30 protein-coding genes are annotated in these 24,517 nt (G+C 58.0%); 20 read left to right on the top strand and 10 right to left on the bottom strand.

All coding sequences use genetic code 11. From position 1 onward, the window contains the following. Nucleotides 1-256: 256 nt before the first annotated feature. The 10 genes from ACA055_RS00540 (at nucleotide 257) to ACA055_RS00495 (ending at nucleotide 9,031) form a co-directional block, all read left to right on the top strand. Nucleotides 257-1,378 (top strand): Re/Si-specific NAD(P)(+) transhydrogenase subunit alpha, encoded by a 1,122-nt coding sequence (locus ACA055_RS00540; RefSeq protein WP_497681892.1) that lies wholly within the window; start codon nucleotides 257-259, stop codon nucleotides 1,376-1,378. 15 nt (nucleotides 1,379-1,393) lie between these two features. Next, nucleotides 1,394-1,717, top strand: a complete 324-nt coding sequence (locus tag ACA055_RS00535) for an NAD(P) transhydrogenase subunit alpha part 2 (RefSeq protein WP_017335806.1) — start codon at nucleotides 1,394-1,396, stop codon at nucleotides 1,715-1,717. Continuing rightward, nucleotides 1,717-3,153, top strand: coding sequence for an NAD(P)(+) transhydrogenase (Re/Si-specific) subunit beta (locus tag ACA055_RS00530; RefSeq protein WP_497681891.1), 1,437 nt, complete (start codon nucleotides 1,717-1,719; stop codon nucleotides 3,151-3,153). Before ACA055_RS00535 ends, ACA055_RS00530 begins: the two co-directional genes overlap by 1 nt. A 189-nt stretch (nucleotides 3,154-3,342) precedes the next feature. Next, entirely contained in the window at nucleotides 3,343-4,836 is a 1,494-nt protein-coding gene (gene scpC, locus ACA055_RS00525) for a succinyl-CoA:acetate CoA-transferase ScpC (protein ID WP_497681890.1), read from the top strand. Between the two features lie 319 nt (nucleotides 4,837-5,155). Next, the gene (locus ACA055_RS00520) at nucleotides 5,156-5,371 is read left to right on the top strand and encodes a DUF1127 domain-containing protein (protein WP_497681889.1); all 216 of its coding nucleotides are present in this window, start codon (nucleotides 5,156-5,158) and stop codon (nucleotides 5,369-5,371) included. A gap of 256 nt (nucleotides 5,372-5,627) precedes the next feature. After that, the gene (locus ACA055_RS00515) at nucleotides 5,628-5,837 is read left to right on the top strand and encodes a DUF1127 domain-containing protein (RefSeq protein ID WP_497681888.1); all 210 of its coding nucleotides are present in this window, start codon (nucleotides 5,628-5,630) and stop codon (nucleotides 5,835-5,837) included. Nucleotides 5,838-5,982: 145 nt separating this feature from the next. Further along, complete coding sequence (locus ACA055_RS00510; protein ID WP_462020352.1) at nucleotides 5,983-6,300, top strand: DUF2388 domain-containing protein; 318 nt, start codon at nucleotides 5,983-5,985, stop codon at nucleotides 6,298-6,300. A 107-nt stretch (nucleotides 6,301-6,407) separates the two neighbouring features. Further along, a complete protein-coding gene (locus tag ACA055_RS00505; protein ID WP_497681887.1) occupies nucleotides 6,408-6,725 on the top strand; it encodes a DUF2388 domain-containing protein in 318 nt (105 codons plus the stop codon). A gap of 27 nt (nucleotides 6,726-6,752) precedes the next feature. Beyond that, the gene (locus ACA055_RS00500) at nucleotides 6,753-7,073 is read left to right on the top strand and encodes a DUF2388 domain-containing protein (RefSeq protein ID WP_497681886.1); all 321 of its coding nucleotides are present in this window, start codon (nucleotides 6,753-6,755) and stop codon (nucleotides 7,071-7,073) included. Beyond that, nucleotides 7,070-9,031, top strand: a complete 1,962-nt coding sequence (locus ACA055_RS00495; protein ID WP_497681885.1) for a DUF7844 domain-containing protein — start codon at nucleotides 7,070-7,072, stop codon at nucleotides 9,029-9,031. The genes ACA055_RS00500 and ACA055_RS00495 overlap by 4 nt, the downstream gene beginning before the upstream one ends. A 44-nt stretch (nucleotides 9,032-9,075) precedes the next feature. On the opposite strand, the gene ACA055_RS00490 is transcribed toward ACA055_RS00495, so the two are convergent. The 3 genes from ACA055_RS00490 to trpB all read right to left on the bottom strand — a co-directional run bounded on the left by ACA055_RS00490 (nucleotide 9,076) and on the right by trpB (nucleotide 11,688). Next, the gene (locus ACA055_RS00490; RefSeq protein ID WP_497681884.1) at nucleotides 9,076-9,534 is read right to left on the bottom strand and encodes an anti-virulence regulator CigR family protein; all 459 of its coding nucleotides are present in this window, start codon (nucleotides 9,532-9,534) and stop codon (nucleotides 9,076-9,078) included. Between the two features lie 121 nt (nucleotides 9,535-9,655). Then, complete coding sequence (gene trpA, locus ACA055_RS00485; protein ID WP_497681883.1) at nucleotides 9,656-10,468, bottom strand: tryptophan synthase subunit alpha; 813 nt, start codon at nucleotides 10,466-10,468, stop codon at nucleotides 9,656-9,658. Continuing rightward, the gene (gene trpB / locus ACA055_RS00480) at nucleotides 10,468-11,688 is read right to left on the bottom strand and encodes a tryptophan synthase subunit beta (RefSeq protein ID WP_497681882.1); all 1,221 of its coding nucleotides are present in this window, start codon (nucleotides 11,686-11,688) and stop codon (nucleotides 10,468-10,470) included. Before trpB ends, trpA begins: the two co-directional genes overlap by 1 nt. Nucleotides 11,689-11,800: 112 nt before the next feature. Here trpB and ACA055_RS00475 point away from each other — a divergent pair, with 112 nt between their 5' ends. Beyond that, nucleotides 11,801-12,694, top strand: a complete 894-nt coding sequence (locus tag ACA055_RS00475) for a LysR family transcriptional regulator (protein ID WP_497681881.1) — start codon at nucleotides 11,801-11,803, stop codon at nucleotides 12,692-12,694. Here the strand turns inward: ACA055_RS00475 and ACA055_RS00470 are convergent. Then, nucleotides 12,691-13,017, bottom strand: a complete 327-nt coding sequence (locus ACA055_RS00470) for an ElaB/YgaM/YqjD family protein (protein WP_497681880.1) — start codon at nucleotides 13,015-13,017, stop codon at nucleotides 12,691-12,693. The two genes, ACA055_RS00475 and ACA055_RS00470, sit on opposite strands and share 4 nt — an antisense overlap. 158 nt (nucleotides 13,018-13,175) lie before the next feature. On the opposite strand from ACA055_RS00470, the gene ACA055_RS00465 reads away from it, so the two are divergent. Together ACA055_RS00465 and ACA055_RS00460 are read left to right on the top strand one after the other, a co-directional pair. Next, the gene (locus tag ACA055_RS00465; protein WP_497681879.1) at nucleotides 13,176-13,391 is read left to right on the top strand and encodes a dodecin; all 216 of its coding nucleotides are present in this window, start codon (nucleotides 13,176-13,178) and stop codon (nucleotides 13,389-13,391) included. 123 nt (nucleotides 13,392-13,514) lie between these two features. Then, nucleotides 13,515-13,739, top strand: coding sequence for a DUF1161 domain-containing protein (locus ACA055_RS00460; RefSeq protein WP_497681878.1), 225 nt, complete (start codon nucleotides 13,515-13,517; stop codon nucleotides 13,737-13,739). Between the two features lie 64 nt (nucleotides 13,740-13,803). Here ACA055_RS00460 and ACA055_RS00455 read toward each other — a convergent pair whose 3' ends face one another. Then, the gene (locus tag ACA055_RS00455) at nucleotides 13,804-14,805 is read right to left on the bottom strand and encodes an LLM class flavin-dependent oxidoreductase (protein ID WP_497681877.1); all 1,002 of its coding nucleotides are present in this window, start codon (nucleotides 14,803-14,805) and stop codon (nucleotides 13,804-13,806) included. 240 nt (nucleotides 14,806-15,045) lie between these two features. Between ACA055_RS00455 and ACA055_RS00450 the strand changes: the two genes are divergently transcribed. Continuing rightward, nucleotides 15,046-15,477, top strand: a complete 432-nt coding sequence (locus ACA055_RS00450) for an OsmC family protein (RefSeq protein WP_218441591.1) — start codon at nucleotides 15,046-15,048, stop codon at nucleotides 15,475-15,477. Nucleotides 15,478-15,683: 206 nt separating this feature from the next. Further along, nucleotides 15,684-15,917 carry a DUF1161 domain-containing protein gene (locus tag ACA055_RS00445; protein ID WP_497681876.1) on the top strand — a complete coding sequence of 78 codons (234 nt, stop codon included), beginning with the start codon at nucleotides 15,684-15,686 and terminating at the stop codon, nucleotides 15,915-15,917. 6 nt (nucleotides 15,918-15,923) lie between these two features. Here the strand turns inward: ACA055_RS00445 and ACA055_RS00440 are convergent, their stop codons facing one another. After that, entirely contained in the window at nucleotides 15,924-16,349 is a 426-nt protein-coding gene (locus tag ACA055_RS00440; RefSeq protein WP_497684517.1) for a PA0061/PA0062 family lipoprotein, read from the bottom strand. Nucleotides 16,350-16,389: 40 nt separating this feature from the next. Further along, nucleotides 16,390-16,812 (bottom strand): PA0061/PA0062 family lipoprotein, encoded by a 423-nt coding sequence (locus ACA055_RS00435; protein WP_497681875.1) that lies wholly within the window; start codon nucleotides 16,810-16,812, stop codon nucleotides 16,390-16,392. A 59-nt stretch (nucleotides 16,813-16,871) separates the two neighbouring features. Here ACA055_RS00435 and ACA055_RS00430 point away from each other — a divergent pair, with 59 nt between their 5' ends. Beyond that, nucleotides 16,872-17,948 carry an aminopeptidase gene (locus tag ACA055_RS00430; RefSeq protein WP_497681874.1) on the top strand — a complete coding sequence of 359 codons (1,077 nt, stop codon included), beginning with the start codon at nucleotides 16,872-16,874 and terminating at the stop codon, nucleotides 17,946-17,948. A gap of 126 nt (nucleotides 17,949-18,074) precedes the next feature. Here the strand turns inward: ACA055_RS00430 and ACA055_RS00425 are convergent, their stop codons facing one another. Continuing rightward, a complete protein-coding gene (locus ACA055_RS00425; RefSeq protein WP_497681873.1) occupies nucleotides 18,075-18,725 on the bottom strand; it encodes an HAD family hydrolase in 651 nt (216 codons plus the stop codon). A gap of 26 nt (nucleotides 18,726-18,751) precedes the next feature. Then, nucleotides 18,752-19,297 carry a gamma carbonic anhydrase family protein gene (locus tag ACA055_RS00420; protein WP_497681872.1) on the bottom strand — a complete coding sequence of 182 codons (546 nt, stop codon included), beginning with the start codon at nucleotides 19,295-19,297 and terminating at the stop codon, nucleotides 18,752-18,754. A 62-nt stretch (nucleotides 19,298-19,359) separates the two neighbouring features. On the opposite strand from ACA055_RS00420, the gene prlC reads away from it, so the two are divergent. Both prlC and ACA055_RS00410 read left to right on the top strand, forming a co-directional pair. After that, nucleotides 19,360-21,438 carry an oligopeptidase A gene (gene prlC, locus ACA055_RS00415; protein WP_497681871.1) on the top strand — a complete coding sequence of 693 codons (2,079 nt, stop codon included), beginning with the start codon at nucleotides 19,360-19,362 and terminating at the stop codon, nucleotides 21,436-21,438. Continuing rightward, nucleotides 21,435-21,722: a YheV family putative zinc ribbon protein gene (locus tag ACA055_RS00410; RefSeq protein WP_497681870.1), complete on the top strand. Its 288-nt coding sequence runs from the start codon at nucleotides 21,435-21,437 to the stop codon at nucleotides 21,720-21,722. Before prlC ends, ACA055_RS00410 begins: the two co-directional genes overlap by 4 nt. 177 nt (nucleotides 21,723-21,899) lie before the next feature. On the opposite strand, the gene ACA055_RS00405 is transcribed toward ACA055_RS00410, so the two are convergent. Beyond that, nucleotides 21,900-22,205: a hypothetical protein gene (locus tag ACA055_RS00405; protein WP_497681869.1), complete on the bottom strand. Its 306-nt coding sequence runs from the start codon at nucleotides 22,203-22,205 to the stop codon at nucleotides 21,900-21,902. A gap of 231 nt (nucleotides 22,206-22,436) precedes the next feature. On the opposite strand from ACA055_RS00405, the gene ACA055_RS00400 reads away from it, so the two are divergent. Continuing rightward, nucleotides 22,437-23,495 (top strand): PA0069 family radical SAM protein, encoded by a 1,059-nt coding sequence (locus tag ACA055_RS00400; RefSeq protein WP_497681868.1) that lies wholly within the window; start codon nucleotides 22,437-22,439, stop codon nucleotides 23,493-23,495. 244 nt (nucleotides 23,496-23,739) lie between these two features. Beyond that, nucleotides 23,740-24,471, top strand: coding sequence for a carbonic anhydrase (locus ACA055_RS00395; RefSeq protein WP_497681867.1), 732 nt, complete (start codon nucleotides 23,740-23,742; stop codon nucleotides 24,469-24,471). The last annotated feature ends 46 nt before the right edge of the window (nucleotides 24,472-24,517 follow it).

The following is a 24,517-nucleotide window of genomic DNA, read 5'->3' as shown; positions in this document are numbered from 1 at the left end:
AAATTGTTTGGATTTCAACAGAAGTCGTTACAAGGCACGGCCTGCAAGGGATTGACCCGGTTAGTTGCGACATTCGGTCACGGGGTGACTTGTAGTTAATTTTCCGTCACCCGTCATAATCCCTTGAAGGGCACAAAGTTCGCCTGCAAAATGCCGCGCCCCGCCCCGATTTGGCGGGATCGTGCTGATCGGCCGCCCCATTCGCACCATCCGAAGTGCATGGGTTTACTCAATAAGATCACGCAGGAGATTTGACGTGCACATTGGTGTTCCTCTCGAAACCCAGACGGGTGAAACACGGGTTGCTGCAACCCCGGAAACCATCAAGAAGCTGATCGGCCAGGGTCATAAGGTCACTGTGCAAAGCGGCGCCGGCATTAACGCCAGCGTTGTCGACAGTGCTTATGAAGCGGCAGGCGCAATTATTGGCAGCGCCAACGATGCGTTTGGTGCCGAGCTGATTCTCAAGGTGGTCGCCCCCAGCGACAGCGAACTGACGCTGATCAAGAGCGGCGCTGTGGTGGTGGGCATGCTCAACCCGTTCAGCAATGAAACCATTGCCAAGCTGGCCGAGTGCGGCATTACCGCGTTTGCGCTGGAAGCCGCACCGCGCACCTCCCGCGCTCAGAGCCTGGATGTGCTGTCCTCCCAAGCGAACATTGCCGGCTATAAAGCCGTGTTGCTGGCCGCTCATTACTATCCACGCTTCATGCCGATGCTGATGACGGCTGCGGGCACCGTGAAAGCGGCGCGCGTGCTGATTCTAGGTGCTGGCGTCGCCGGTTTGCAGGCGATCGCCACAGCGAAACGTCTGGGTGCCGTAATCGAAGCGTCCGACGTACGTCCTGCAGTAAAAGAGCAGATCGAATCCCTCGGCGCCAAGTTCGTCGACGTACCTTACGAAACCGATGAAGAGCGTGAATGCGCCGTCGGTGTCGGCGGTTACGCGCGACCAATGCCTGCCAGTTGGATGCAGCGTCAAGCCCTGGCCGTGCATGAGCGCGCCAAACAAGCTGACATCGTCATCACCACCGCACTGATCCCGGGCCGCAAGGCGCCGACGCTTTTGAGCGCGGAAACCGTGGCGCAGATGAAGCCGGGTTCAGTGGTCATCGACCTCGCCGCAGCCCAGGGCGGCAACTGCCCGCTGACTGTGGCCGATCAGGTGGTCGTCGAGAATGGCGTGACCATTTGCGGCCCGACCAACCTGGCCGGTGCGGTCGCGGCAGACGCTTCGGCACTGTATGCACGCAACCTGCTGGACTTCCTGAAGCTGGTCTTCAACAAAGAAGGCCAGTTCGAAGTGAACCTCGAAGACGACATCGTCGCCGCGTGCCTGATGTGCCGCGACGGCCAAGTCATCCGCAAAAACGCCTAAGCAGGGATTCAGACGATGGAAGAGCTTATCTCCCCCGGTATCTACAACCTGATCATCTTCGTGCTGGCGATTTATGTCGGTTATCACGTGGTCTGGAACGTTACACCTGCGTTGCACACGCCTTTGATGGCGGTTACCAACGCGATCTCGGCGATTGTGATCGTCGGCGCCATGCTGGCCGCGGCGTTGACCGTGACGCCACTGGGCAAGACCATGGGCACCCTGGCGGTGGCTCTGGCGGCGGTGAACGTATTTGGTGGCTTCCTGGTTACTCGCAGGATGCTTGAGATGTTCAAGAAAAAAGCCCCGAAAGCAGTAAAAGAAGAGGCGTCCAAGTAATGAGCATGAATCTCGTCACGACGCTCTACTTGATCGCGTCGATCTGCTTCATCCAGGCCCTCAAAGGCCTGTCACACCCGACGACCTCCCGACGCGGCAATCTGTACGGCATGCTCGGCATGGCGCTGGCAATCATTACGACAGTCGGCCTGGTCTACAAACTCGGCGCCGAACTCGCTACAGCAGGCATTGGCTACGTCATCGTCGGCCTCCTGGTCGGCGGCACCGCCGGCTCGATCATGGCCAAACGCGTTGAAATGACCAAGATGCCGGAACTGGTCGCCTTCATGCACAGCATGATCGGTATGGCCGCGGTGTTCATCGCCATTGCGGCAGTGGTCGAGCCGCAATCGCTGGGCATCGTCAAACTGTTGGGCGATCCGATTCCAGCGGGCAACCGTCTGGAGCTGTTCCTCGGTGCGGCGATCGGTGCAATCACCTTCTCCGGCTCGGTGATCGCGTTCGGCAAGCTTTCAGGCAAGTACAAGTTCCGCCTGTTCCAGGGTGCACCTGTACAGTTCAGCGGTCAGCACAAGCTGAACCTGCTGCTGGGCCTGGCGACACTGGCACTCGGCGTGACCTTCATGCTGACCGGCAACCTCAGCGCCTTCGCCCTGATGCTGGCCCTGTCCTTCGTGCTGGGCGTGCTGATCATCATCCCGATCGGCGGCGCGGACATGCCGGTAGTGGTGTCGATGCTCAACAGCTACTCCGGTTGGGCAGCGGCAGGCATCGGCTTCTCGCTGAACAACTCGATGCTGATCATTGCGGGCTCCCTGGTGGGTTCGTCCGGTGCGATCCTCTCGTACATCATGTGCAAGGCGATGAACCGTTCGTTCTTCAACGTACTGCTCGGCGGTTTCGGCAATACGGCAGATGCGGCTGGCCCTGCTGGCTCGAAAGAAGCCCGTCCGGTGAAATCCGGTTCGGCTGACGACGCGACCTTCCTGCTGACCAACGCCGACACCGTGATCATCGTTCCGGGCTACGGCCTGGCGGTAGCACGGGCGCAACACGCGCTGAAAGAGCTGACCGAGAAGCTGACCCACCGTGGCGTGACCGTGAAGTACGCGATCCACCCGGTCGCCGGTCGTATGCCCGGCCACATGAACGTGTTGCTGGCCGAGGCCGAAGTGCCTTACGACCAGGTGTTCGAGATGGAAGACATCAACTCCGAGTTCGGCCAGGCCGACGTGGTGCTGGTGCTGGGCGCCAACGACGTGGTCAACCCGGCCGCGAAGAACGACCCGAAATCGCCGATTGCCGGCATGCCGATTCTCGAGGCCTTCAAGGCCAAGACCATCATCGTCAACAAACGCTCGATGGCCAGCGGCTATGCCGGTCTGGACAACGAGCTGTTCTACCTCGATAAAACCATGATGGTCTTTGGCGACGCGAAGAAGGTCATCGAAGACATGGTCAAAGCCGTCGAATAACCCTCTGCGGCAATCTGAACGCCCCGACTCGTCGGGGCGTTTTTGTTTTCGGCTGTTACCGATCCTGCAACGGTGTTTTGTCTCAAACCCTCTAAATAGACGCCTCGAATGCGACCTTGGTAGCGGGACGCGTGCCAATCAAATTCACTAGACTGCGTACCTTGCTTTCGTTGCCCGAGATAACAATCCATGTACCGTGATCGTATTCGCTTGCCTTCGTTGTTGGATAAGGTGATGAGCGCCGCTGACGCTGCCGCTCTGATTCAGGACGGCATGACCGTCGGCATGAGTGGTTTCACCCGCGCTGGCGAAGCCAAAGCCGTGCCTCACGCATTGGCCGAACGCGCCAAAGTCTCCCCGCTGAAAATCACCTTGATGACCGGCGCGAGCCTGGGCAACGACCTCGATAAACAGCTGACCGAAGCCGGCGTATTGTCACGACGCATGCCGTTCCAGGTCGACAGCACATTGCGCAAGGCCATCAACGCCGGCGAAGTGATGTTCATCGACCAGCACCTCTCCGAAACGGTTGAGCAACTGCGCAACCAGCAACTCAAGCTGCCGGACATCGCAGTGATCGAAGCCGTGGCGATCACCGAGCAAGGGCACATCGTGCCGACCACCTCGGTCGGCAACTCGGCCAGCTTCGCGATCTTCGCCAAACACGTGATCGTCGAGATCAACCTTGCGCACAACCCGAATCTCGAAGGGCTGCACGACATCTATATTCCGACTTATCGCCCGACTCGCACACCGATCCCGCTGGTGAAGGTCGACGATCGCATTGGCAGCACCGCCATCCCGATTCCACCGGAAAAAATCGTCGCAATCGTGATCACCAATCAGTCCGACTCGCCGTCCACTGTGTTGCCGCCGGACGTCGACACACAGGCCATCGCCGACCATCTGATCGACTTCTTCAAGCAGGAAGTGGCGGCCGGGCGTATGACCAACAAGCTCGGCCCGCTGCAAGCAGGGATCGGCAGCATCGCCAACTCGGTAATGTGCGGACTGATCGATTCGCCCTTCGAAGACCTGACCATGTACTCCGAAGTGCTTCAGGATTCGACCTTCGATCTGATCGACGCCGGCAAGCTGAGCTTTGCTTCGGGCAGCTCGATCACCTTGTCGGCCCGTCGCAACACCGACGTTTTCGGCAATCTGGAGCGCTATAAGGACAAACTGGTCCTGCGTCCGCAGGAAATCTCCAACCACCCCGAAGTCGTGCGTCGACTCGGCATCATTGGCATCAATACGGCGCTGGAGTTCGACCTGTACGGTAACGTCAACTCCACCCACATCTGCGGTACGCGGATGATGAATGGCATTGGCGGCTCGGGCGACTTCGCGCGCAATGCGCATCTGGCGATCTTCGTGACCAAATCGATTGCCAAGGGCGGCGCTATCTCCAGCGTGGTGCCGATGGTCAGCCACGTCGACCACACCGAACATGATGTCGACATTCTCGTCACCGAGATCGGCCTGGCGGACTTGCGAGGCCTGGCACCGCGGGAACGGGCTCGCGTCATCATCGACAACTGCGTGCACCCGGACTATCACCAGGCGCTGGACGATTACTTCACCGCCGCGTGCGCACTGGGCGGACACACGCCACATATCCTGCGTGATGCCCTGAGTTGGCACATGAACCTGGAAGAAACCGGGCGAATGCTGGCGGTGTAATTGATACAGATAGCGGCTGACGCAAACACAATTTCGTCAGCTTGCTATTGCCAAGCGCGATCTTGAATAAAACTGTACTGCTGTACCGGTCTTTTCCTACGGCAATGACCCACCTTTTCGAGTCAAATCGCTAATTACGCACCATATCAGTGCCGACAAGTACAGTTGCCTCAATTTCGACCAGTACACCACCTATAAACAGTTAACTGGTCCCTCACAATACAGGTGAACTGTATCTAGAGAGACTGGCCAAACGAGAGGATCATTGGCATCAGTTAAACCACTACCTAATCCCGCCATAAGCGGAAGGATGTCAACCATGGAACGTACACTCAGTTCCGAGCTGTTTTTCGAAGACAACGCTGTAAAAACCCAGGCTTCCGCGCCTCTTCGCGTTCTCGCCAACCTGATGTTGTGGCAGCGCCGCATCTCCAGCCGCCATCAACTGGCTCGTCTGGATTCGCGTCTGCTGGCTGACGCCGGGATTAGCGAAGCACAACGCTACGAAGAGCTGAGCAAGCCGTTCTGGCGCTAAGTTAGCGTCGCTGGCTCTGACCTGAAGGGTCCACCGCCAGCAACCAAATTGAAAAAACAAAGCCCGTCGTGGGAAACCACGACGGGCTTTGTCGTTTTGGGCACAAAAAACCCGGCGTACAGTAGGATCGTGAAAGACAAGTACAGTTTTATTATTTGCAAAACTGAACCAGTACAATTTTCTCGCAGTGTGTCTGTTTCAGCAGGTTGGACGGAGCCACCATGTAATCCCGACCTGTCAGCAAAAGGACTGCACCATGAATCACTTACTGGATGTTTCCGCTTCGACGCCACAATCGAAGTCCCGTTCGCACTGGCTTGGCAGATTGCTGAGCGGGCTGGCTAACAGCCTGGAAAGGGCCAAAACCCGGCGTTTATTGGGCCAGCTCAACGAACAGCAGCTCTCCGACCTGGGCATAAGCCATTCAGATCGTCTCAACGAATTGGACAAGCCATTCTGGCGTTAACGCCCCGCGAAAACAGACGGGACTATTCGAACCGATACGGGCAGGCCTAATATCAAGGCAGAACGTGGCGAACTCGGCATGACTGGCGTCTGATTCTCCAGACACCGCGCCACCTCTCAATCGATTTATCCAAAGGAGTTACACCATGTCCCGTCTTCGTCTGCTCAGCGCTGCAGCCCTGCTTGCCGTGGCTGCCAATTCCCACGCCACCAGCTTCATTGTGACCACCGATGCCGTCGTCGGCGCACTCAAGGCCACGTCCGATGCGACCTCCGATGTCACTTCTTCCTTTCGCGATGACAAGATCGTGCGCGCTGCCCGTGACGACGCCGCCAGCTTCGTCGCCAGCGAAGGCGCCATTCGTGGTGTGAAACTGGAAAGCGCCCTCGACCACATTCGCCACCAGGCTCCTCAACTGACCGCGACTGACGCTCAGCTGGCGCAGGCCATCCTGACTATTTAAGCGATAGCTCTGAAATGGGACGCGCCTGGCGTGTCCCAATATTTCGGCGCTGGCTCTAGAACGGGCGTTGCGCTAGCCTTGGGACTCGCTTTCAGCTATCGAGTCTCATGCGCAATCTTGCAAATCTGTTGATCATTCCGGTCTACGCGGCAGCCTGCTGGGCGGGTTCGGCCCATGCCTTTGACGCTTTCAACCTTTCTACACAAGGCACTGTGGTCAGCGGTTACGCCACCAGCATGGTGACCTCCGCGCCCTTCGACCGTAAGCTATTGCTCGCTGCACAGGATGATGCTGCAGCGTTCATTGCCAGCGACGGCGCATTGCGAGGAGCACGACTGGAGTCTGCGCTGGTGTACCTGCGCCAAACCCGGCCCAAACTTCATGCGAGCGACCTTGAACTGGCGCAGGCAATTCTCGTCCAATAGATATCCTTGTTCTTCCGGAGTCGTTCCATGCGTAGCCCGCTGATTGTCGCCACCCTAGGCCTGCTGTTGTTGGCCGATGTGACCCAGGCGCATACCCTTGTCGCCACCAGTAACATCATCATCAATGCCTCCCAGCGCACACTGGATTTCACTTCCGATACCACCACGTCGATCCGCGACTCGAAGATCATCCGTGAAGCCCACGACGATGCCGCGAGTTTCGTCGCCAGCGAAGGTGAAATTCGCGGTGCACACCTGGAAGCTGCCTTCGATACGTTGCGCACCCGCGTGCCGGAAGCCCGGGACGCCAGTGATCAGGTTCTCGCCGAAGCCATCCTCGCACTGTGAGGTCGCTAGGTGCCTGGCTGCTGGCCGGGGTTGTGTTGCTGCTCGGCAACACAGCCCAGGCTAGCCTGCAATTAAAGCTCAAGACCGAAGGTCTGAGCCCCGCGCAACAGCAGGCCAGCCAGGCGCTGCTCGATGAAGCCATGCAGGCGCTGCCGCCGAGGTTCATCGAGCAACTCGATCGGCGTATCGACGTCGGCTGGACAGATGACATGCCGAGCAACGCTTACGGTCAGGCGTCGCTGGTATCCGAACTCGACCTGAACCGCAACCTGCTTGCCAGTCTCACGGATGGCAGCGCCGCAACAAAGAAAACCTATCGCCCCCATGACACTGTGCGCCGGGAAATGCTCGCCACGGTGTTGCACGAACTCACCCACATTTATGACCGCTCGCGCCTGTGGCCAGACGCCGAGCGTACGTTGATTCAGCGCTGCGCCCAGCGCAATAGCAGCTCCGGGCTGATTGGCATTCCCGATCAATGCCGCGGCCAGACCGAACGACGTTTTACCCTCAGCGATGACCCGCGCCTGCTCGACCTTGCTGGCTGGCCGCAATACGTTGGCCGCCGTGGCGAGCGTGAGCAGTACAACCGGCAAATCGCTCGTAGCCCGGACATTTACGAGACGAGCAGCCCGAAGGAATTTGTCGCGGTCAACATGGAATATTTCCTCCTCGACCCGAGCTACGCCTGCCGTCGCCCTGCGTTATACCGCTACTACAAGGAACATTTCGGCTGGGCGCCCGCCACCAAAGACACGTGCCGGCAATCGTTCGCCTTCCTCAATGCCGGCAACGACTTCGCCAAAACGCCCTTGGGCCAGGTCGATCCGGAGCGGGTTTACGCCGTCGACTATTTGCTGGCCGAGGCCAACCAGAACTGGGTAAGCCGCTGGGGCCACAGCATGTTGAGGCTGGTGATCTGTGCACCCGGTCGCCCCCGTGGGCCGGATTGTCGACTGGATCTGGATCAGCATCTGGTGTTGTCCTACCGCGCCTTCGTCGGTGACGTCCAGCTGTCGAGTTGGGACGGACTGGTGGGCAAATACCCGTCGCGCCTGTTTGTCCTGCCGCTGGCCCAAGTGATCGACGAATACACCAAGACTGAACTGCGCAGCCTGGCTTCGGTGCCGCTGACCCTGTCGCGCAAAGAGGTCGAAGAGGTGGTGGAACATGCCGCCGAGATGCACTGGAGTTACGACGGTAACTACTTCTTCCTCTCCAATAACTGCGCAGTAGAAGGCCTGAAACTACTGCGCAGCAGCACCAACAACGCGCAACTGGTCGGGCTGGACAGCATCATGCCCAACGGTTTGCTGGAAGTGCTCAAGGGTCGTGGACTGGCGGACACCAGCGTGCTCGACGATCCCCGCGAAGCGCTACGCCTGGGCTATCGCTTCGACTCTTTCCGTGACCGTTATCAAGCGATGTTCGAAGTGCTGAAGAAGCATTTGCCGATCAAACAGGAAAAAGTCGAAGACTGGCTGTCATTGAAAGCTGAAGAACGCCGCCAATGGATAGACCAGGCTGACTTGCGCACTAGCGCGGCGTTGCTGTTGCTGGAGCAGGCAAGCTTCCGCCAACAGCTAGTGCTGGCTCAGGACGAAGTGAAACAACGATATCTGGGCGCTCGGGAATTGCAGAACGGCGGCATGGACAAAGCCAACGCGACCTTGCAGCAGATTCTCGCCAACAGCGGCTTCCTTAGCCGTCCGGCGGAACTGCTCGGGACTGGCGGTTATGGATTGCCGCAGCCAAGTGAGTGGCAGCGTCTGGAATCGGAAAGCAACCTGCGGCAGAAGCAGCTTCAGGCGCTGACGGGAGATCTGGACAAAGAAGTCAGAGCGCTGCTTGAACCAAGTCGCGCAGCCGAGATGGCCGCCAATGAGGCCAACCTGAAGCAGGTTGGCGAACATTTGAGGAAATTGCACAAGGCGTCGGGTGGCTTGGAGTTGCCCTGATTGAAGCGGACCTGAATCAGGTCTACTTGCGCAAATTCGGTGAGTCAGTAAAGCACCCCATCCAGAATTTCATACACGACCCCGGTTCCTACGGCGATCAGCACAATGTCGCCCCCCGCTCGGCGCCATTCATACCCCGGGTAATACGGCAACCGGCCCAGAGCACGGTTATCCAGGCGTTCGCCATAGTAGCCGTGAGGCAACGGTCGGCCACGGACCAGATGAATGCCTGGTGGTGGCGGCGCACCGCGTACGAAATAGCCGTGGTTATCGCGGATCGTCTGGCGCACCGGGCCGAAGTCCCGTGGGGGTGGACCGCCGCGATGGTTGTTCTGCGGGCCACGGTGATCGTCGCCACGATTGTCACCGTGATTATCGTAATGACCCTGTTGCGGGCCGCCGCGGTCGTGATCGTCGCGCTGATCGGCGTTGGCGTGCAGCAACGGCGTGGCACTGAGCATCAGCACACCCAGGCTGGCAATCAGACGTTTCGGCATTTTCATCGGGTATTTCCTCACTGCACATACAGCAAAAAGGGCTTCAGAACGTAGTCCTGAAGCCCTCGGTCTTGCTGTTTAGTCTGTGCCTCGAGGCTCTAATTCCTTTGTAACAGGAACTTTACCTTCAGCTGACGCGGGCTTGACGCACGCCCTCGGCCAACGCCGCGCAAAGACTCAACACGCCATCAACCGCCTGATCCGGCGTCGACGCATTGGCGATGTGATCAATCAACGCCGAACCCACCACGACACCATCGGCCAGACGTGCGATAGCCGCTGCCTGCTCCGGCGTACGAATGCCGAAACCGATGCTGATTGGCAGATCAGTGTGGCGACGCAGGCGGGTCACCGCCTCTTCGACGTGTTCCAGCGTGGCCGCGCCAGCACCGGTTACACCGGCAACAGACACGTAGTAAACAAAACCGGAACTGCCATTCAGGACAGTCGGCAAGCGCACATCGTCGGTAGTCGGTGTGGTCAAACGGATGAAGTCGAGGCCTGCCGCCTGGGCCGGGTCGCACAGTTCGCCGTTATGCTCCGGTGGCAGGTCAACCACGATCAGACCGTCAACACCGGCCTCTTTGGCGTCGGCAATGAAACGCGGCACGCCATACATGTGAATCGGGTTGAAGTAACCCATCAGCACCAGCGGCGTTTCGGTGTTGCCTTCGCGAAACTCGCGAACCATTTGCAGGGTTTTCGCCAGATTCTGTTTGGCACCCAACGCACGGATGTTGGCCAGCTGGATCGCCGGACCGTCAGCCATTGGGTCGGTGAAGGGCATTCCCAGCTCGATAACATCGGCGCCCGCACCCGGCAAGCCTTTAAGGATGGCCAAAGAAGTGTCGTAGCTTGGGTCGCCAGCGGTCACGAAGGTCACCAGGGCGGCGCGATTTTGTTCCTTGAGTTCGGCAAAACGCGTTTGCAGGCGGCTCATCAGTGTTTCTCCTGCTGGGATTGTTCCATGTGGTGCATCACGGTTTGCATGTCTTTGTCGCCACGGCCGGACAGGTTGACCACCATCAAGTGGTCTTTCGGCAGGGTCGGTGCGCGTTTGAACACTTCGGCCAAGGCATGGGCGCTTTCCAGCGCAGGAATAATTCCTTCCAGGCGGCAGCATTTGTGGAACGCGTCGAGGGCTTCGTCGTCGGTCACCGAGGTGTACTGAACGCGGCCGATGTCATGCAACCAGGCGTGTTCCGGGCCAATGCCCGGGTAGTCGAGGCCGGCAGAGATCGAGTGAGCATCGATGATCTGGCCGTCGTCATCCTGCAAGAGGAAAGTGCGGTTGCCGTGCAGCACGCCCGGTACGCCGCCATTCAGGCTGGCGGCATGCTTGCCGGTTTCGATGCCGTAACCGGCCGCTTCAACGCCGATGATCTCGACGCTTTTGTCATCGAGGAACGGGTGAAAAAGGCCCATGGCGTTGGAACCACCACCGATGCACGCCACCAGGCTATCCGGCAGGCGGCCTTCCTGGTCTTGCAGTTGAGTACGGGTTTCTTTGCCGATAACGGCCTGGAAGTCGCGAACCATCGCAGGATAAGGGTGCGGACCGGCCACAGTGCCGATCAGGTAGAACGTGCTGTCGACGTTGGTTACCCAGTCACGCAGAGCTTCGTTCATCGCATCTTTCAGGGTGCCGGTACCGGCCACGACCGGGATCACTTCGGCGCCCAGCAGCTTCATGCGAAATACGTTGGCCTGCTGACGTTCGATGTCGGTGGTGCCCATGTAAATCACGCAGTCGAGGCCAAAGCGCGCGGCGACGGTGGCAGTCGCCACGCCGTGCATACCGGCGCCAGTCTCGGCGATGATGCGTTTTTTGCCCATGCGCCGCGCCAGCAGGATCTGGCCGATGCAGTTGTTGATCTTGTGCGCGCCGGTGTGGTTCAGCTCTTCACGCTTGAGGTAAATCTTCGCACCGCCGCAGAATTCTGTCAGACGTTCGGCGTAGTACAGCGGGCTGGGACGACCGACGTAGTCGCGCTGGAAGTAGGCCAATTCTTCTTTGAACGCCGGATCTTCCTTGGCTGCTTCATATTCGCGGGCCAGGTCGAGGATCAACGGCATCAAGGTTTCGGCGACGTAGCGGCCGCCGAACGCGCCAAACAGGCCGTTGGCGTCGGGGCCGTTGCGCAGATTAGTCTGGGTCATGGGTCGCTCCAGTTGAATGCGTGGGATGACAATGGGCTTAACTCTACCCCTGACGCCTTACGCTGAAAACCGATAAGATCGCCGCAACCTGTCAGGAAAACTCACAGATACCATGAGCCATGACCTTCCTCCACTGAATGCCCTTCGTGCCTTCGAAGCCACTGCCCGCCTGAACAGCGTCAGTCAGGCAGCCGAACAGCTGCACGTCACTCATGGCGCGGTCAGCCGGCAATTGAAGGTGCTTGAAGAACACCTTGGCGTGAGTCTTTTCATCAAGGAGGGTCGCGGCCTTAAACTCACAGATGCCGGCGTTCGTTTGCGTGACGCCAGCGCTGAAGCGTTCGAACGCTTGCGCACGGTATGCGCCGAATTAACCCAAAGCACCGCCGATGCACCGTTCGTACTCGGTTGTTCGGGCAGCCTGTTGGCGCGCTGGTTTATCCCACGACTGGGGCGCTTGAATGCGGACTTGCCGGACCTTCGGCTGCATCTGTCTGCCGGGGAAGGCGATCTGGATCCCCGTCGACCAGGACTGGATGCGCTACTGGTGTTCGCCGAGCCGCCATGGCCGGCCGACATGCAAGTTTACGAATTGGCCAGCGAACGAATCGGCCCGGTCATGAGCCCACGCTTCTTGGGTTACGCAAGGCTGCAGAACGCACCGGCCAACGCGCTGTTGAACGAACCATTACTGCACACCACATCGCGTCCGCAGGCATGGCCAAGTTGGGCGCAGCAAAGCGGGGTCGATGCCAAGGCGTTGAAATACGGTCAGGGTTTCGAGCATTTGTATTATTTGCTGGAGGCCGCAGTGGCGGGCCTGGGGGTGGCGATTGCGCCTGAACCGTTGGTGACTGAAGACTTGAAGGCCGGTCGCCTGGTTGCGCCGTGGGGTTTTAGTGAAACCCCGGCGCAACTGGCGTTGTGGCTACCCAAGCGCGCCGCGGATGGGCGTGCTCGGCAATTGGCGCAATGGCTCAAAAACGAGCTGCGCCAGGCGGATTAGTCGCCACGTTTGAATAGCAGGTAGGCCGCGAGAAGACCCAGCGCGCCAACAGCAACACCGGCTGTAGTCCAAGGGTGTTCCTGGGCGTAGTCCCGAGTCGCGATCCCGGTTTCACGGGTTTTGACTTTGACTTCTTCGTACGCATCGGTGAGCAGATGGCGCGAATGTTTCAGCGCGTTCTCAGCGTTGCTTTTCAACGCTTTAAGGGTTTTACGCGACTCGTCCGAGGCGTCGTCCTTCAGATTTTCCAAAGATTTCAGCAGACTCTCGATCTCGGCTTCCATGCTTTGCAATGAGGCTTTACGTAAAGAGGTGTTGGCCATGGTGGCTCTCCTGCATTGTTGATGAGTGGCGTGTGTTGGTTGGGACTTCAGGGGTTCGAGAAAGTGCAGTAAATCTGAACTTCTGCGTCGGATTGGCCGACAGAAGTAATACGAAAAATCACTGCTAGGCTGTATTTCACACCCTGAGGAGAACGCCCATGTCTGACCACCACACCTATAAGAAAGTCGAGCTGGTCGGCTCGTCCGCCAGCAGCATTGAAGACGCCATCAACAACGCGCTGGCCGAAGCCAGTAAAAGTCTGAAATACATGGAATGGTTCGAAGTGACCGAAACCCGTGGCCATATCAAGGACGGCAAAGCCGCACATTTCCAAGTGACGCTCAAGGTCGGGTTCCGGATTGCCAGTAGCTGAGTTTGAGCTAGTCTCCTGAACTTGCGCGCTGGCCGAGTGCCATAGGGAATGGCAAAGCGCTACATGAGCGCATCCGGCTGACGGCTGGATGCCCCCCTTTGATCCGACCAGGGAATGCGACCGATGAAGAAGTTTATTTTGGCGGTAGGTTTGTTGAGCCTTGCGGGTGCAGCGTTTGCTGATGGCAAAGCGTGCGAAGATCTGAAAGCCGAAATCGCAGCGAAACTGGATGCCAAGGGCATTTCCAATTACTCACTGGAGATCGTCGATAAAGGTGCAGCTGTCGGTGGAAAAGTCGTCGGCACCTGTGAAAAGGGCTCCAAGCAAATCGTCTACAAGCAGGGCTGAGTTCCTTCCAAAATGAAAAAGCCGACACAGCAAGGTCGGCTTTTTTGTGGTCGTCGTTTAAGCGTTAGCCCTTCATCACCTGCGCCAGCAACTCATAGGAGTGCACGCGATCGGCATGTTCGTACAGGTCGCAGGTGAAAATCAGTTCGTCTGCCTGGGTCTGCTCGATCAGCACTTCAAGTTTGGCGCGGATTTTCTGCGGGCTGCCAACCATGGCCAACCCCAGGAAATCGCCAACCGCTTCTTTCTCATGGGGCAGCCAAAGCCCGTCCATGGTTTTTACCGGGGGACGCTGCACCAGGCTCTGGCCCCGCATCAGCGCAAGAATCCGCTGGTAAACCGAAGTCGCCAAGTACTCAGCCTGCTCATCGGTGTCGGCAGCTACCAGCGGCACACCGAGCATCACGTAGGGTTTATCCAATACGGCTGAAGGTTTGAAGTGATTGCGGTAGACGCGAATGGCCTCATGCATGAAGCGCGGTGCGAAATGTGAGGCAAAGGCGTAGGGCAAACCGCGTTCACCGGCCAGCTGCGCACTGAACAGGCTCGAACCCAGTAGCCAGACCGGGACATTGGTGCCGGTACCCGGCATCGCGATGATCCGTTGATCAGGTGTGCGTGGGCCGAGGTAGCGCACCAGTTCGGCCACGTCTTCCGGGAACTCGTCTGCGCTGCCGGAGCGTTCACGGCGCAGCGCGCGGGCGGTCATCTGATCGGAGCCGGGTGCACGACCCAGGCCCAGGTCGATCCGGCCCGGGTACAGACTTTCGAGCGTGCCGAACTGCTCGGCGATCACCAGCGGCGCGTGGTTAGGCAGCATCACCCCGCCCGATCCGACACGAATCGTCGAGGTGCCACCCGCCAGGTAACCGAGCAGTACCGAGGTCGCGGAACTGGCGATCCCGTCCATGTTGTGGTGCTCGGCGACCCAGAAGCGGTTGTAGCCGAATTTCTCGACGTGCTGCGCCAGGTCCAGGGAATTGCGCAGCGACTGGGCCGCGCTGCCGTTCTCCCGCACGGGCACCAGATCGAGGGTCGAGAATTTGATATCGGACAGTCGTTTCATAAACCTGCTTCTCCAATTGAGTTCGCAGGTTTTTTTCGCGAACGAAAACCTGCCGAATCTATAAGCGTGTTTCATGCAATGAGGGCATATACCCGAGTTTCAATAGCAGAGACAAAATTCCTACCGAATTTAAGGACAGATCAGATGAGGTGAACTTTGCACCGCGGTCTATCCTCAGAACCCTAGCAACCGAAAACCACGAAGGCGCGACACTTCGCGCCGGATATTGAGGAGGCAGACATGGCTATCACGAAAAAAGCATCGGCTCATTGGGAAGGTGACCTGAAAACCGGCATCGGCTCGATTTCCACGGAGACCGGCGTACTCAGAGAAGCGCCCTACGGCTTCAAGGCGCGTTTCGAAGGCGGCAAGGGCACCAATCCCGAAGAGCTGATCGGAGCGGCCCACGCGGGTTGTTTCTCCATGGCGTTTTCGATGATTCTCGGCGATGCCGGCCTCAAGGCAGACAGCATCGATACCAATGCCGAAGTTACCTTGGACCAAGTGGAGGGTGGTTTCGCGATCACAGCGGTGAAATTGATCCTCAAGGCGAAAATCCCCGGGGCAAGCCAGGCGCAGTTCGAAGAACTGAGCAACAAGGCCAAAGAAGGCTGCCCGGTTTCCAAAGTGCTGAATGCGAAGATCAGTCTGGATGCGACGTTGGTCAGCTGATCCTCACAAGGGTCTGAACAGGCGCTGATTACGCCGACGCCTTCGCGAGCAAGCTCGCGAAGGCGATCTTACAAACGACACAATCCCAATGGCTAGACATGAGGGTTGTGAGCCAAATCAGAACTCACCTTGCAAAACTGTGGTCGAATAAATGACAGCAGCAAAAAGCGCATTATCGTGCGCGCTGCCTCAAGGGAGCTTCAACCATGAAACGTTTTGCCTTGACGGTAATCTGTTGCGCGCTGGCCACATCGGCCTTGGCGGCACCGAAATCCTGTGAAGAGCTCAAGGCCGAGATCGAAGCCAAGATCCAGGCTAATAATGTCTCGTCCTACACTCTGGAGATCGTCACCAACGAAGAAGTACACGATCAGAACATGGTCGTAGGCTCGTGCGAAGGCGGCACCAAGAAAATCATTTATCAGAAGAACGACCGCTGATTCGCCTCACAGGAGGCAATAAGCCTCCCGATCTTCCGCGACGATTTCACGCTTGGCGTTGTACAACCGGGCCCCGGGAGTGAACGCTATCGAACGGGCTTCCAACACATAACGCTGGCCGGCTTCGAAATGATCATAGTTGATGGTCAGGTAGCACAGCCGTTCCGTAGGGCCGCTCATCATACTTAGCCCCCCGCCCCCTCCGGGCACTTCAAAGTCGAATCGAACGATCAACTCATGGCTACCGGGGGTGACCTGGAAGTAACGTCCGTCGCGCAAACGCTGTTTGTCCAGCCGTTCGGCCATCAGTAATTTATCGTTGGGGAATGGCGTCGAGAATTCGACCCAAGCCATCTGCGGATCGACAGCAGGCAATGGACTCGAGCATCCCGCAACGACGCCTGCAGCGAGTAACAGCATCAACCTGCGCATGACGATTTTCTCGAGGACCGGGCCTTTAGAATAGCGCCGATCAGGTGCGTTGACAGCCTGCCGGTGTACCTTGGCCAATCACTTTCCGCTGTTGATCATAGAGCTTTGCCCACGGCCGAAAACCGATATTCCCCGCTTGCAACTGATACCGCTCGCCGGCGTTGAAATCCTTGAATTTCACGTTCATCTGACAGTCGCGCCACAGTGGTTCGGCGTCGGGGCCGATGTTGGTTGGCTGGACCGGAAACTGGTAACGCACCGTCAGCTCATGGCTTCCGGGCTGAACCTCGAAATAGCGCTTGTCGGTGGCAGCCTTGTCGTCGACCTCCAACGCCAGCAGCGCGGTGTCTTCTTGTTGTGAATCCAGGTCGATCCACGCTTGAGCCGGATCATGGTGGGGTAATCCGAGTCCAGCACAACCGGCCAGCATCAGCAGGCTTCCAGTCAGCATCAACGTGCGCATAGCGGAGCTCCAGTCAGGCGGGATAGTCTTGCGGGCAGACTTTCCAGGGAAGATTCATTTTGATCAGGCCGCTTCCAAGCCTTGGGTTACTTGATCGCGTTTTTCGCGTTTTGTTTCCGGGTGTGTTGTTTTTGTTGCTCAATGGATGCGCCAGCGTCAGCTATTACGGCCAGTTGGCCAGTGGTCAGCTGCAATTGCTGCGGGCACGGGTGCCGGTTTCCAATGTGATTGCCGATCCTGGCCGCGATCCACTGTTGCGTGCGCACCTGACTCAATCGCAAAAGGCCCGGACGTTCGCCAGCCAACAGCTGCATCTGCCGGATAACCAGAGTTACCGTCTATACGCCGACATTGGCCGACCGTTCGTAGTCTGGAATGTCTTTGCCACACCGGAATTTTCCCTGACACCGCAGAACCATTGCTTCCCCATCGCCGGTTGCGTCGCCTATCGCGGTTATTACAGCCAGAGCGCCGCCCGTGGTCAGGCGGCGTTGCAGCGTTTGCAAGGTATGGACGTGTCGATCGGTGGTGTCGAGGCCTATTCGACACTCGGCTGGTTCACCGATCCGATTATCAGTTCGATGATGGGCTGGGGCGACGAGCGACTGGCCACGCTGATCTTCCATGAACTGGCGCATCAGCGCATTTATGTGAAGGACGACACTGAGTTCAACGAGTCTTTCGCCACGTTCGTCGAGCAGGAAGGTACTCGCCAATGGCGCGCCTTCCGTGGATTGCCGCCGGACAACGACACGCAGGTGCAGCGACGGGATCAATTCATTCAGTTGGTGCTGGACACTCGCACGCGACTTGAACGGCTGTATGCCCTACCGCTGCCCGCCGACCAGATGCGTCAGCGCAAAGCCGCTGAGTTCGAGCGATTGCGAGGTGAATACCGGCAGTTGCGCGACAGCCAATGGGCCGGGGATAAACGCTATGACGCGTGGATCAACGCGCCGATGAACAACGCCCGGTTGCTGCCGTTTGGTCTGTACGACCAATGGGTGCCGGCGTTTGCCACGTTATTCAGGCAGGTGGGCGGGGATTGGGTGAGGTTTTATGCGGCGGTCGAGCAGCTTGGTGCGTTACCAGTGGGTGAGCGTAAGGCGGCGTTGAAGGCTTTAGCGAGATCATGAAACTTGGGTGGCTTAACGGGCCTCTTCGCGGGTAAGCCCGCTCCCACATTGAATTTCTGGGTTCACAAACTCTGTGTTCACCACAGATCTAATGTGGGAGCGGGCTGGCCCGCGAAGGCGATTGGTCTAGCGCTGCAAAAACGCCTGATGCAACGCTTGCAGAGTCTCAAAGTGATAAGCCGGCGTTTCCAAGCTCAACTCTTCCCGGCTGCCAAAACCATAGCCGACAGCCGCCGCATCCAGCCCGTTACTGCGGGCACCGATCAGGTCGTGTTTACGGTCGCCGATCATCAGCGTGTTGGTTGGATCAAGGCCTTCTTCGGCCATCAAGTGGGCGATCAGCTCGACTTTGTTGGTCCGGGTCCCGTCCAGTTCGCTGCCGTAAATCACTTTGAAGTGTTTGGCAAAGTCGAAATGCCGGGCGATTTCCCGGGCGAAAACCCATGGCTTCGAGGTCGCGATATACAACTGCCGTCCTTGCCCGCCGAGAGTTTCCAGCAGCGGCGTGACGCCATCGAATACGCGGTTTTCGTACAACCCGGTGACCTTGAAGCGCTCGCGATAGAAGTTGACCGCTTCCCAGGCCTTGGGCTCGTCGAAGTCGTAGAACTGCATGAACGCCTGCAACAATGGCGGGCCGATAAAATGTTCGAGTTTGGTCAGGTCAGGCTCATCGATGCCCAGTTTGCTCAGGGCGAACTGGATCGAACGAGTGATGCCCTCGCGCGGGTCGGTCAGGGTGCCATCGAGGTCGAACAAAACGGTTTGGTAATGCATGTTGAATCCTGAATAAGGGCGCAGGGTCAGAGCTGGTCGTAGCCTTCGGCCAGGTGCAGATTCTTGAGCTTCACGTAATTCGCCGCGCTGTAGGTGAAAAAGGCTTTTTCCTTGTCAGTCAGCGGCCGGACTTGCTTAACCGGGCTGCCCACATAAAGAAAACCGCTTTCCAGTCGCTTGCCCGGCGGCACCAGGCTGCCCGCGCCGATGATCACTTCATCCTCGACCACCGCGCCGTCCATGACGATGCTGCCCATGCCAATCAGAATCCGGTTGCCCACGCTGCAACCGTGGAGCATGACTTTGTGAGCGATCGTCACGTCATCGCCGATCAGCAGCGGGAAGCCATCGGGATTGAACGGCCCGGCATGGGTGATATGCAATACACAGCCGTCCTGCACGCTAGTGCGTGCACCGATTCGGATGCGGTGCATGTCGCCGCGAATCACCGTCAACGGCCAGACCGAGCTGTCTTCGCCGATTTCGACGTCGCCGATCACCACTGCCGAGCCGTCGACAAAAGCGTCTTTGCCAAGCAACGGCGTGTGGTTCTGATACTTGCGAAGGGTCACGATAGGGTATCTCTCTGTTGCCGATAGCTGCGGTGAGCGTCGATTGTAATTAAGATGGCTCCATGTTTCTTCCAGCCAAGGTGCCAACCGTGAGCGTGAACAACCCTCTTTTGCAGTCCTACGACCTGCCACCGTTCTCGGCGATCCGTGCCGAACACGTGCAACCAGCCATTGAACAGATCCTGGCTGACAACCGCGCCGCCATTATCGAGATCCTCAAAACCCAAGGCAAACAACCGACCTGGGCCGGCCTGGTGCTGGCGATGGACGAACTCAACGATCGTCTGGGCGCTGCCTGGAGTCCGGTCAGCCACCTCAATGCCGTGTGCAACAGCGCCGAGCTGCGTGAAGCCTACGAGTCCTGCCTGCCAGCCTTGAGCGCCTACTCCACCGAACTGGGCCAGAACCGCGAGCTGTTCCAGGCTTTCGAAGCCCTGGCCAACAGCCCTGAAGCCGCCGGTTTTGATGTAGCGCAGAAAACTATCCTGGAACACTCCCTGCGTGACTTCCGTCTGTCGGGTATCGACCTGCCAGAAGCGGAGCAAAAGCGTTACGCCGAAGTGCAGAGCAAGTTGTCGGAGTTGGGCAGTCGCTTCTCCAACCAATTGCTCGACGCCACTCAAGCCTGGACCAAACACGTCACCGATGAAGCCACCCTCGCCGGTCTGACCGATTCGGCCAAGGCGCAAATGGCCGCCGCTGCCCAGGCGAAAGACCTGGATGGCTGGCTGATAACCCTGGAATTTCCGAGCTACTACGCGGTGATGACCTACGCCCAGGACCGCGCCCTGCGCGAAGAAGTCTACGCCGCCTATTGCACCCGCGCGTCGGACCAAGGCCCGAACGCCGGTCAAAACGACAACGGCCCGGTCATGGAAGAAATCCTCGACCTGCGCCGGGAGCTTGCAAAACTCTTGGGTTTCGCCAGTTTCTCGGAGCTGAGCCTGGCCACCAAAATGGCTGAATCCAGCGACCAAGTGCTGAGTTTCCTGCGCGATCTGGCCAAGCGCAGCAAGCCGTTCGCCGCCCAGGATCTGGAACAGCTCAAAGCTTACGCCGCCGAACAAGGCTGCCCGGATCTGCAAAGTTGGGACAGCGGTTTCTACGGTGAAAAACTTCGCGAGCAGCGCTACAGCGTCGCCCAGGAAGCTCTTCGCGCTTACTTCCCGATCGACAAAGTATTGAGCGGCCTGTTCGCCATTGTTCAACGCCTGTACGGCATCGAGATCGCCGAGCAGAAAGGCTTCGATACCTGGCACCCGGACGTTCGCCTGTTCGAAATCAAGGAAAACGGCCAGCACGTCGGGCGTTTCTTCTTCGACCTTTACGCTCGCGCCAACAAGCGCGGCGGTGCCTGGATGGACGGCGCCCGTGATCGTCGTCGCACTGCCAAAGATGTGCTGCAGAGCCCGGTGGCCAATCTGGTGTGCAACTTCACCCCGGCCGACAGCGGCAAACCTGCCCTGCTGACCCACGACGAAGTCACCACCCTGTTCCACGAATTCGGCCACGGCCTGCACCACCTGCTGACCCGTGTCGAACACGCCGGTGTATCCGGCATTAACGGCGTGGCCTGGGATGCGGTCGAGTTGCCGAGCCAGTTCATGGAAAACTGGTGCTGGGAGCCGGAAGGCCTTGCGTTGATTTCCGGTCACTATGAAACCGGCGAGCCGCTGCCTCAGGACCTGCTGGAGAAAATGCTCGCGGCGAAGAACTTCCAGTCCGGCCTGATGATGGTGCGCCAGCTGGAATTCTCGCTGTTCGACTTCGAACTGCACGCCACCCACGGCGACGGTCGCAGCGTGCTGCAAGTGCTTGAAGGCGTGCGAGACGAGGTCTCGGTCATGCGTCCGCCGGCCTACAACCGTTTCCCGAACAGTTTCGCTCACATCTTCGCCGGCGGTTACGCGGCGGGTTACTACAGCTATAAATGGGCTGAAGTCCTGTCGGCCGATGCCTTCTCGAAATTCGAAGAAGACGGCGTACTCAACGCCGACACCGGTCGCGCCTTCCGCGAGGCGATCCTGGCACGTGGCGGTTCCCAGGAACCGATGGTGCTGTTCGTCGACTTCCGCGGACGTCCGCCATCGATTGACGCACTCTTGCGTCATAGCGGCCTGACTGAGGTCGTGGCAGCATGAGTGAGGGGCCTGTGATTACCAAAAGACGCTTTATCGCCGGGGCAGTCTGCCCGGCATGCAGCGAGCCGGACAAACTGATGATGTGGAACGAAGACGAGGTCCCGCATCGCGAATGCGTGGCCTGCGGTTATTCCGACACGCTGAATGAACAAGGCCTGTCCGTGCCCAAGGAATTGGGCACGCGGGTCAACATCTCGGCGCTGAAAGCGCCGGATACCAAGGTTCAGGCCGTGCAGTTTTTCCCGAACCCGAAGTTGAAGAAAAAGCCTGACGAACAGCAGTGATTGCCGAAAATCATCTTCCACCGCGCAAGGTGGTGGGAGGTGATTCATTCGACAGGGAGCGACTTTAACTCAGTCTGGGTATTTAACCGACTGCAACTTTCAACTTTCAAACGCCCCATTCGCTGAATGAAATAAGCCAAGCCTGCATAAACTTTCATGCAGGCTCAGTTATATAAGTCAAGGATTTACAATACTGGAATAAGCCTTGGCCAAAGCCAACAGTTTTGCGTGGTCATCACTGTCAATATCGCCGTCACCGTCCACATCGCTGTTGACTGAGTTTATGCTGAAGGACCGCCCACCATCAGCGGATACGGCCTCAACGTAAACCGAATCCACCAGGGCTTCTGTCTGAACTTCGTTTATTGCATCCCATCCCAACTCTTTACGAGCAAGTTGCATCGACACTCGCGCTTCACGCGGACTGATGATGCTAGGTGTCATTAACTGCAAAAAAATACCGCGCTGATTAAAAAACGACATTGGTTAATTCCATTTAATTAGTGATCCACGAAGACTTCGTGTGCGGTCGATAGTACTGAGAGTTATCAACTCCAGGCTATTCGTTATATGTTTCCCGGAATTGCGACAAGTTGCATTTACAAAATGACTAATGAGGCGTGCAAATTTGATCTGGGCCACATCTGCCGAACGGCACTGGCTGCGTTTCCAAACCTCGGATACTGTATGCACATACAGCAAAGAGATTGATCGATGAACACTCCCTTGCCCCCCCGCGGCCGCGGCACCGCGACCAATCTGCACAACCGCTTCGCGCCGAACCGTTCGGTGGCCGAGGACGATGGCTGGTATCAGGAAGCGCCGATCACCCAAGGCACCGAAGTACGCATCGAAACGGCAAAAACCATCATCACCCGCAACAATTCGCCAGACCTGCCCTTCGATCGCTCGATCAATCCCTATCGCGGTTGCGAGCACGGCTGCATCTATTGTTACGCGCGACCCAGCCATGCTTATTGGGACATGTCGCCAGGGTTGGATTTCGAGACCAAATTGATCGCCAAGACCAACGCGGCGGATGTGCTGGAAGAACAGCTGTCCAAACGCGGTTATCAATGCGCGCCGATCAACCTGGGCTCCAACACCGATCCTTATCAGCCGATCGAACGCGAACACAAGATCACCCGCAAAACCCTCGAAGTGCTGCTGCGTTACCGCCATCCGGTAACCATCATTACCAAAGGCTCGCTGATTCTTCGTGATCTGGACCTTCTGGTCGAACTCGCCCAGCAAAGGCTGGTGGCGGTGATGATCAGCCTTACTACGCTGGACGACGAGCTCAAGCGCATCCTCGAACCGCGTGCCGCAGCGCCCAAGGCGCGGTTGCGGGCGATCAGGGTCATGAGTGAAGCCGGGATTCCGGTGGGCGTGCTGTGTTCGCCGATGATTCCGATGATTAACGACAGCGAACTCGAAAGCCTGCTCACCGAAGCCCATGCAGCCGGCGCCCAGAGTGCGGCCTACATGATGCTGCGCCTGCCCCTGGAAGTGGCGCCGCTGTTCGAAGAATGGCTGGCCGCCCACTATCCTCAACGTGCCGCTCACGTATTGAGCCTGATTCGCCAAAGCCGTGGCGGTGAACTCTACGACAGTCGCTTTGGCGCCCGGATGCGCGGCGAAGGTCCGTTTGCAGATCTGCTGGCGCAACGCTTTGCCAAAACCATCAAACGCCTCGGGCTCAATCGCCGGGAAGGTTTTAATCTGGATTGCGAAGCCTTCTGTCCGCCGGGTCGCCAGATGTCGTTGATTTGAGGACAATTGGCCTATGGTTGAGTAGTGGGCAATACGCTTGACCATTAGGCTGGTCACGTTTTTTGTGACCTGGAACATACGTCCTAGAGCGCTTGATTCAGTTTGAGTTAAGTTTCGGCAGCTACCTTGTTCATCGAGTGACTGACGGGTTTCGGATTTTCGACCTGGATGTTTTTTAAACAGCCACTGGCTTCACATCGGACAACACGGGAAAATTCCCTGTCTCCGCCAAAGAGGATGAATCATGAGTGACAAGGATAAACAGCCGTTGGCTGCGTCGGCTTCAGCCCAACCGGAGGCGGAAACCGCCGATGCAGCGCTGCAGCATATCGTTGACGGCTTTTTGCATTTTCATCACGAGATTTTTCCGCAGCAGGAAGAACTCTTCAAAAAACTCGCCACGGCCCAACGGCCACGAGCGATGTTCATCGCATGCGCCGACTCGCGCATCGTTCCTGAATTGATCACCCAAAGCGCCCCCGGCGACCTGTTCGTGACCCGTAACGTTGGCAACGTTGTACCGCCTTACGGGCAAATGAACGGCGGCGTTTCCACGGCCATTGAATATGCGGTACTGGCCCTCGGCGTGCAGCACATCATCATCTGCGGGCACTCCGATTGCGGTGCGATGCGCGCGGTGCTCAACCCACAGAGCCTGGAAAAGATGCCCACGGTCAAAGCCTGGCTGCGACATGCCGAAGTGGCGAAAACCATGGTCCAGGACAACTGCCACTGTGCTGACGAAAACGAAAGCATGCACATCCTCACCGAAGAGAATGTGATCGCCCAGTTGCAGCATCTGCGCACGCATCCGTCGGTGGCCTCGCGCATGGCCAACGGTCAGCTGTTTATCCACGGTTGGGTCTACAACATCGAAACCAGCGAAATCAAGGCTTACGACGCCGACCAGGGTTGTTTCCTGCCGCTCAACGGCAGCCTTCCGATTCCGGTGGCGACGCCCAAAGCGCGCTTCTAAATCCTCCTAAATCCCGTGTGGTTTAGCCGAGGCTGCTGATCAGGCA

The organism is Pseudomonas sp. LBUM1657 (assembly GCF_059716075.1).
This window is presented reverse-complemented; position numbering and strand designations above follow the sequence as displayed.

What these genes read in the sequence shown, in the direction of transcription:
- ACA055_RS00510 (WP_462020352.1), top strand. Translation starts at nt 5,983, where the DNA reads ATGTCCCGTCTTCGTCTGCTCAGCGCTGCAGCCCTGCTTGCCGTGGCT.
- ACA055_RS00450 (WP_218441591.1), top strand. Translation starts at nt 15,046, where the DNA reads ATGGCTATCACGAAAAAAGCATCGGCTCATTGGGAAGGTGACCTGAAA.
- ACA055_RS00490 (WP_497681884.1), bottom strand. Translation starts at nt 9,534, where the DNA reads ATGAAAATGCCGAAACGTCTGATTGCCAGCCTGGGTGTGCTGATGCTC.
- ACA055_RS00475 (WP_497681881.1), top strand. Translation starts at nt 11,801, where the DNA reads ATGAGCCATGACCTTCCTCCACTGAATGCCCTTCGTGCCTTCGAAGCC.
- prlC (WP_497681871.1), top strand. Translation starts at nt 19,360, where the DNA reads ATGTTTCTTCCAGCCAAGGTGCCAACCGTGAGCGTGAACAACCCTCTT.
- ACA055_RS00520 (WP_497681889.1), top strand. Translation starts at nt 5,156, where the DNA reads ATGGAACGTACACTCAGTTCCGAGCTGTTTTTCGAAGACAACGCTGTA.
- ACA055_RS00465 (WP_497681879.1), top strand. Translation starts at nt 13,176, where the DNA reads ATGTCTGACCACCACACCTATAAGAAAGTCGAGCTGGTCGGCTCGTCC.
- ACA055_RS00460 (WP_497681878.1), top strand. Translation starts at nt 13,515, where the DNA reads ATGAAGAAGTTTATTTTGGCGGTAGGTTTGTTGAGCCTTGCGGGTGCA.
- ACA055_RS00435 (WP_497681875.1), bottom strand. Translation starts at nt 16,812, where the DNA reads ATGCGCACGTTGATGCTGACTGGAAGCCTGCTGATGCTGGCCGGTTGT.
- ACA055_RS00395 (WP_497681867.1), top strand. Translation starts at nt 23,740, where the DNA reads ATGAGTGACAAGGATAAACAGCCGTTGGCTGCGTCGGCTTCAGCCCAA.
- ACA055_RS00400 (WP_497681868.1), top strand. Translation starts at nt 22,437, where the DNA reads ATGAACACTCCCTTGCCCCCCCGCGGCCGCGGCACCGCGACCAATCTG.
- ACA055_RS00405 (WP_497681869.1), bottom strand. Translation starts at nt 22,205, where the DNA reads ATGTCGTTTTTTAATCAGCGCGGTATTTTTTTGCAGTTAATGACACCT.
- ACA055_RS00515 (WP_497681888.1), top strand. Translation starts at nt 5,628, where the DNA reads ATGAATCACTTACTGGATGTTTCCGCTTCGACGCCACAATCGAAGTCC.
- ACA055_RS00425 (WP_497681873.1), bottom strand. Translation starts at nt 18,725, where the DNA reads ATGCATTACCAAACCGTTTTGTTCGACCTCGATGGCACCCTGACCGAC.
- ACA055_RS00440 (WP_497684517.1), bottom strand. Translation starts at nt 16,349, where the DNA reads ATGCGCAGGTTGATGCTGTTACTCGCTGCAGGCGTCGTTGCGGGATGC.
- ACA055_RS00505 (WP_497681887.1), top strand. Translation starts at nt 6,408, where the DNA reads ATGCGCAATCTTGCAAATCTGTTGATCATTCCGGTCTACGCGGCAGCC.
- ACA055_RS00500 (WP_497681886.1), top strand. Translation starts at nt 6,753, where the DNA reads ATGCGTAGCCCGCTGATTGTCGCCACCCTAGGCCTGCTGTTGTTGGCC.
- ACA055_RS00535 (WP_017335806.1), top strand. Translation starts at nt 1,394, where the DNA reads ATGGAAGAGCTTATCTCCCCCGGTATCTACAACCTGATCATCTTCGTG.
- ACA055_RS00530 (WP_497681891.1), top strand. Translation starts at nt 1,717, where the DNA reads ATGAGCATGAATCTCGTCACGACGCTCTACTTGATCGCGTCGATCTGC.
- trpA (WP_497681883.1), bottom strand. Translation starts at nt 10,468, where the DNA reads ATGAGCCGCCTGCAAACGCGTTTTGCCGAACTCAAGGAACAAAATCGC.
- ACA055_RS00455 (WP_497681877.1), bottom strand. Translation starts at nt 14,805, where the DNA reads ATGAAACGACTGTCCGATATCAAATTCTCGACCCTCGATCTGGTGCCC.
- ACA055_RS00410 (WP_497681870.1), top strand. Translation starts at nt 21,435, where the DNA reads ATGAGTGAGGGGCCTGTGATTACCAAAAGACGCTTTATCGCCGGGGCA.
- ACA055_RS00445 (WP_497681876.1), top strand. Translation starts at nt 15,684, where the DNA reads ATGAAACGTTTTGCCTTGACGGTAATCTGTTGCGCGCTGGCCACATCG.
- scpC (WP_497681890.1), top strand. Translation starts at nt 3,343, where the DNA reads ATGTACCGTGATCGTATTCGCTTGCCTTCGTTGTTGGATAAGGTGATG.
- ACA055_RS00470 (WP_497681880.1), bottom strand. Translation starts at nt 13,017, where the DNA reads ATGGCCAACACCTCTTTACGTAAAGCCTCATTGCAAAGCATGGAAGCC.
- trpB (WP_497681882.1), bottom strand. Translation starts at nt 11,688, where the DNA reads ATGACCCAGACTAATCTGCGCAACGGCCCCGACGCCAACGGCCTGTTT.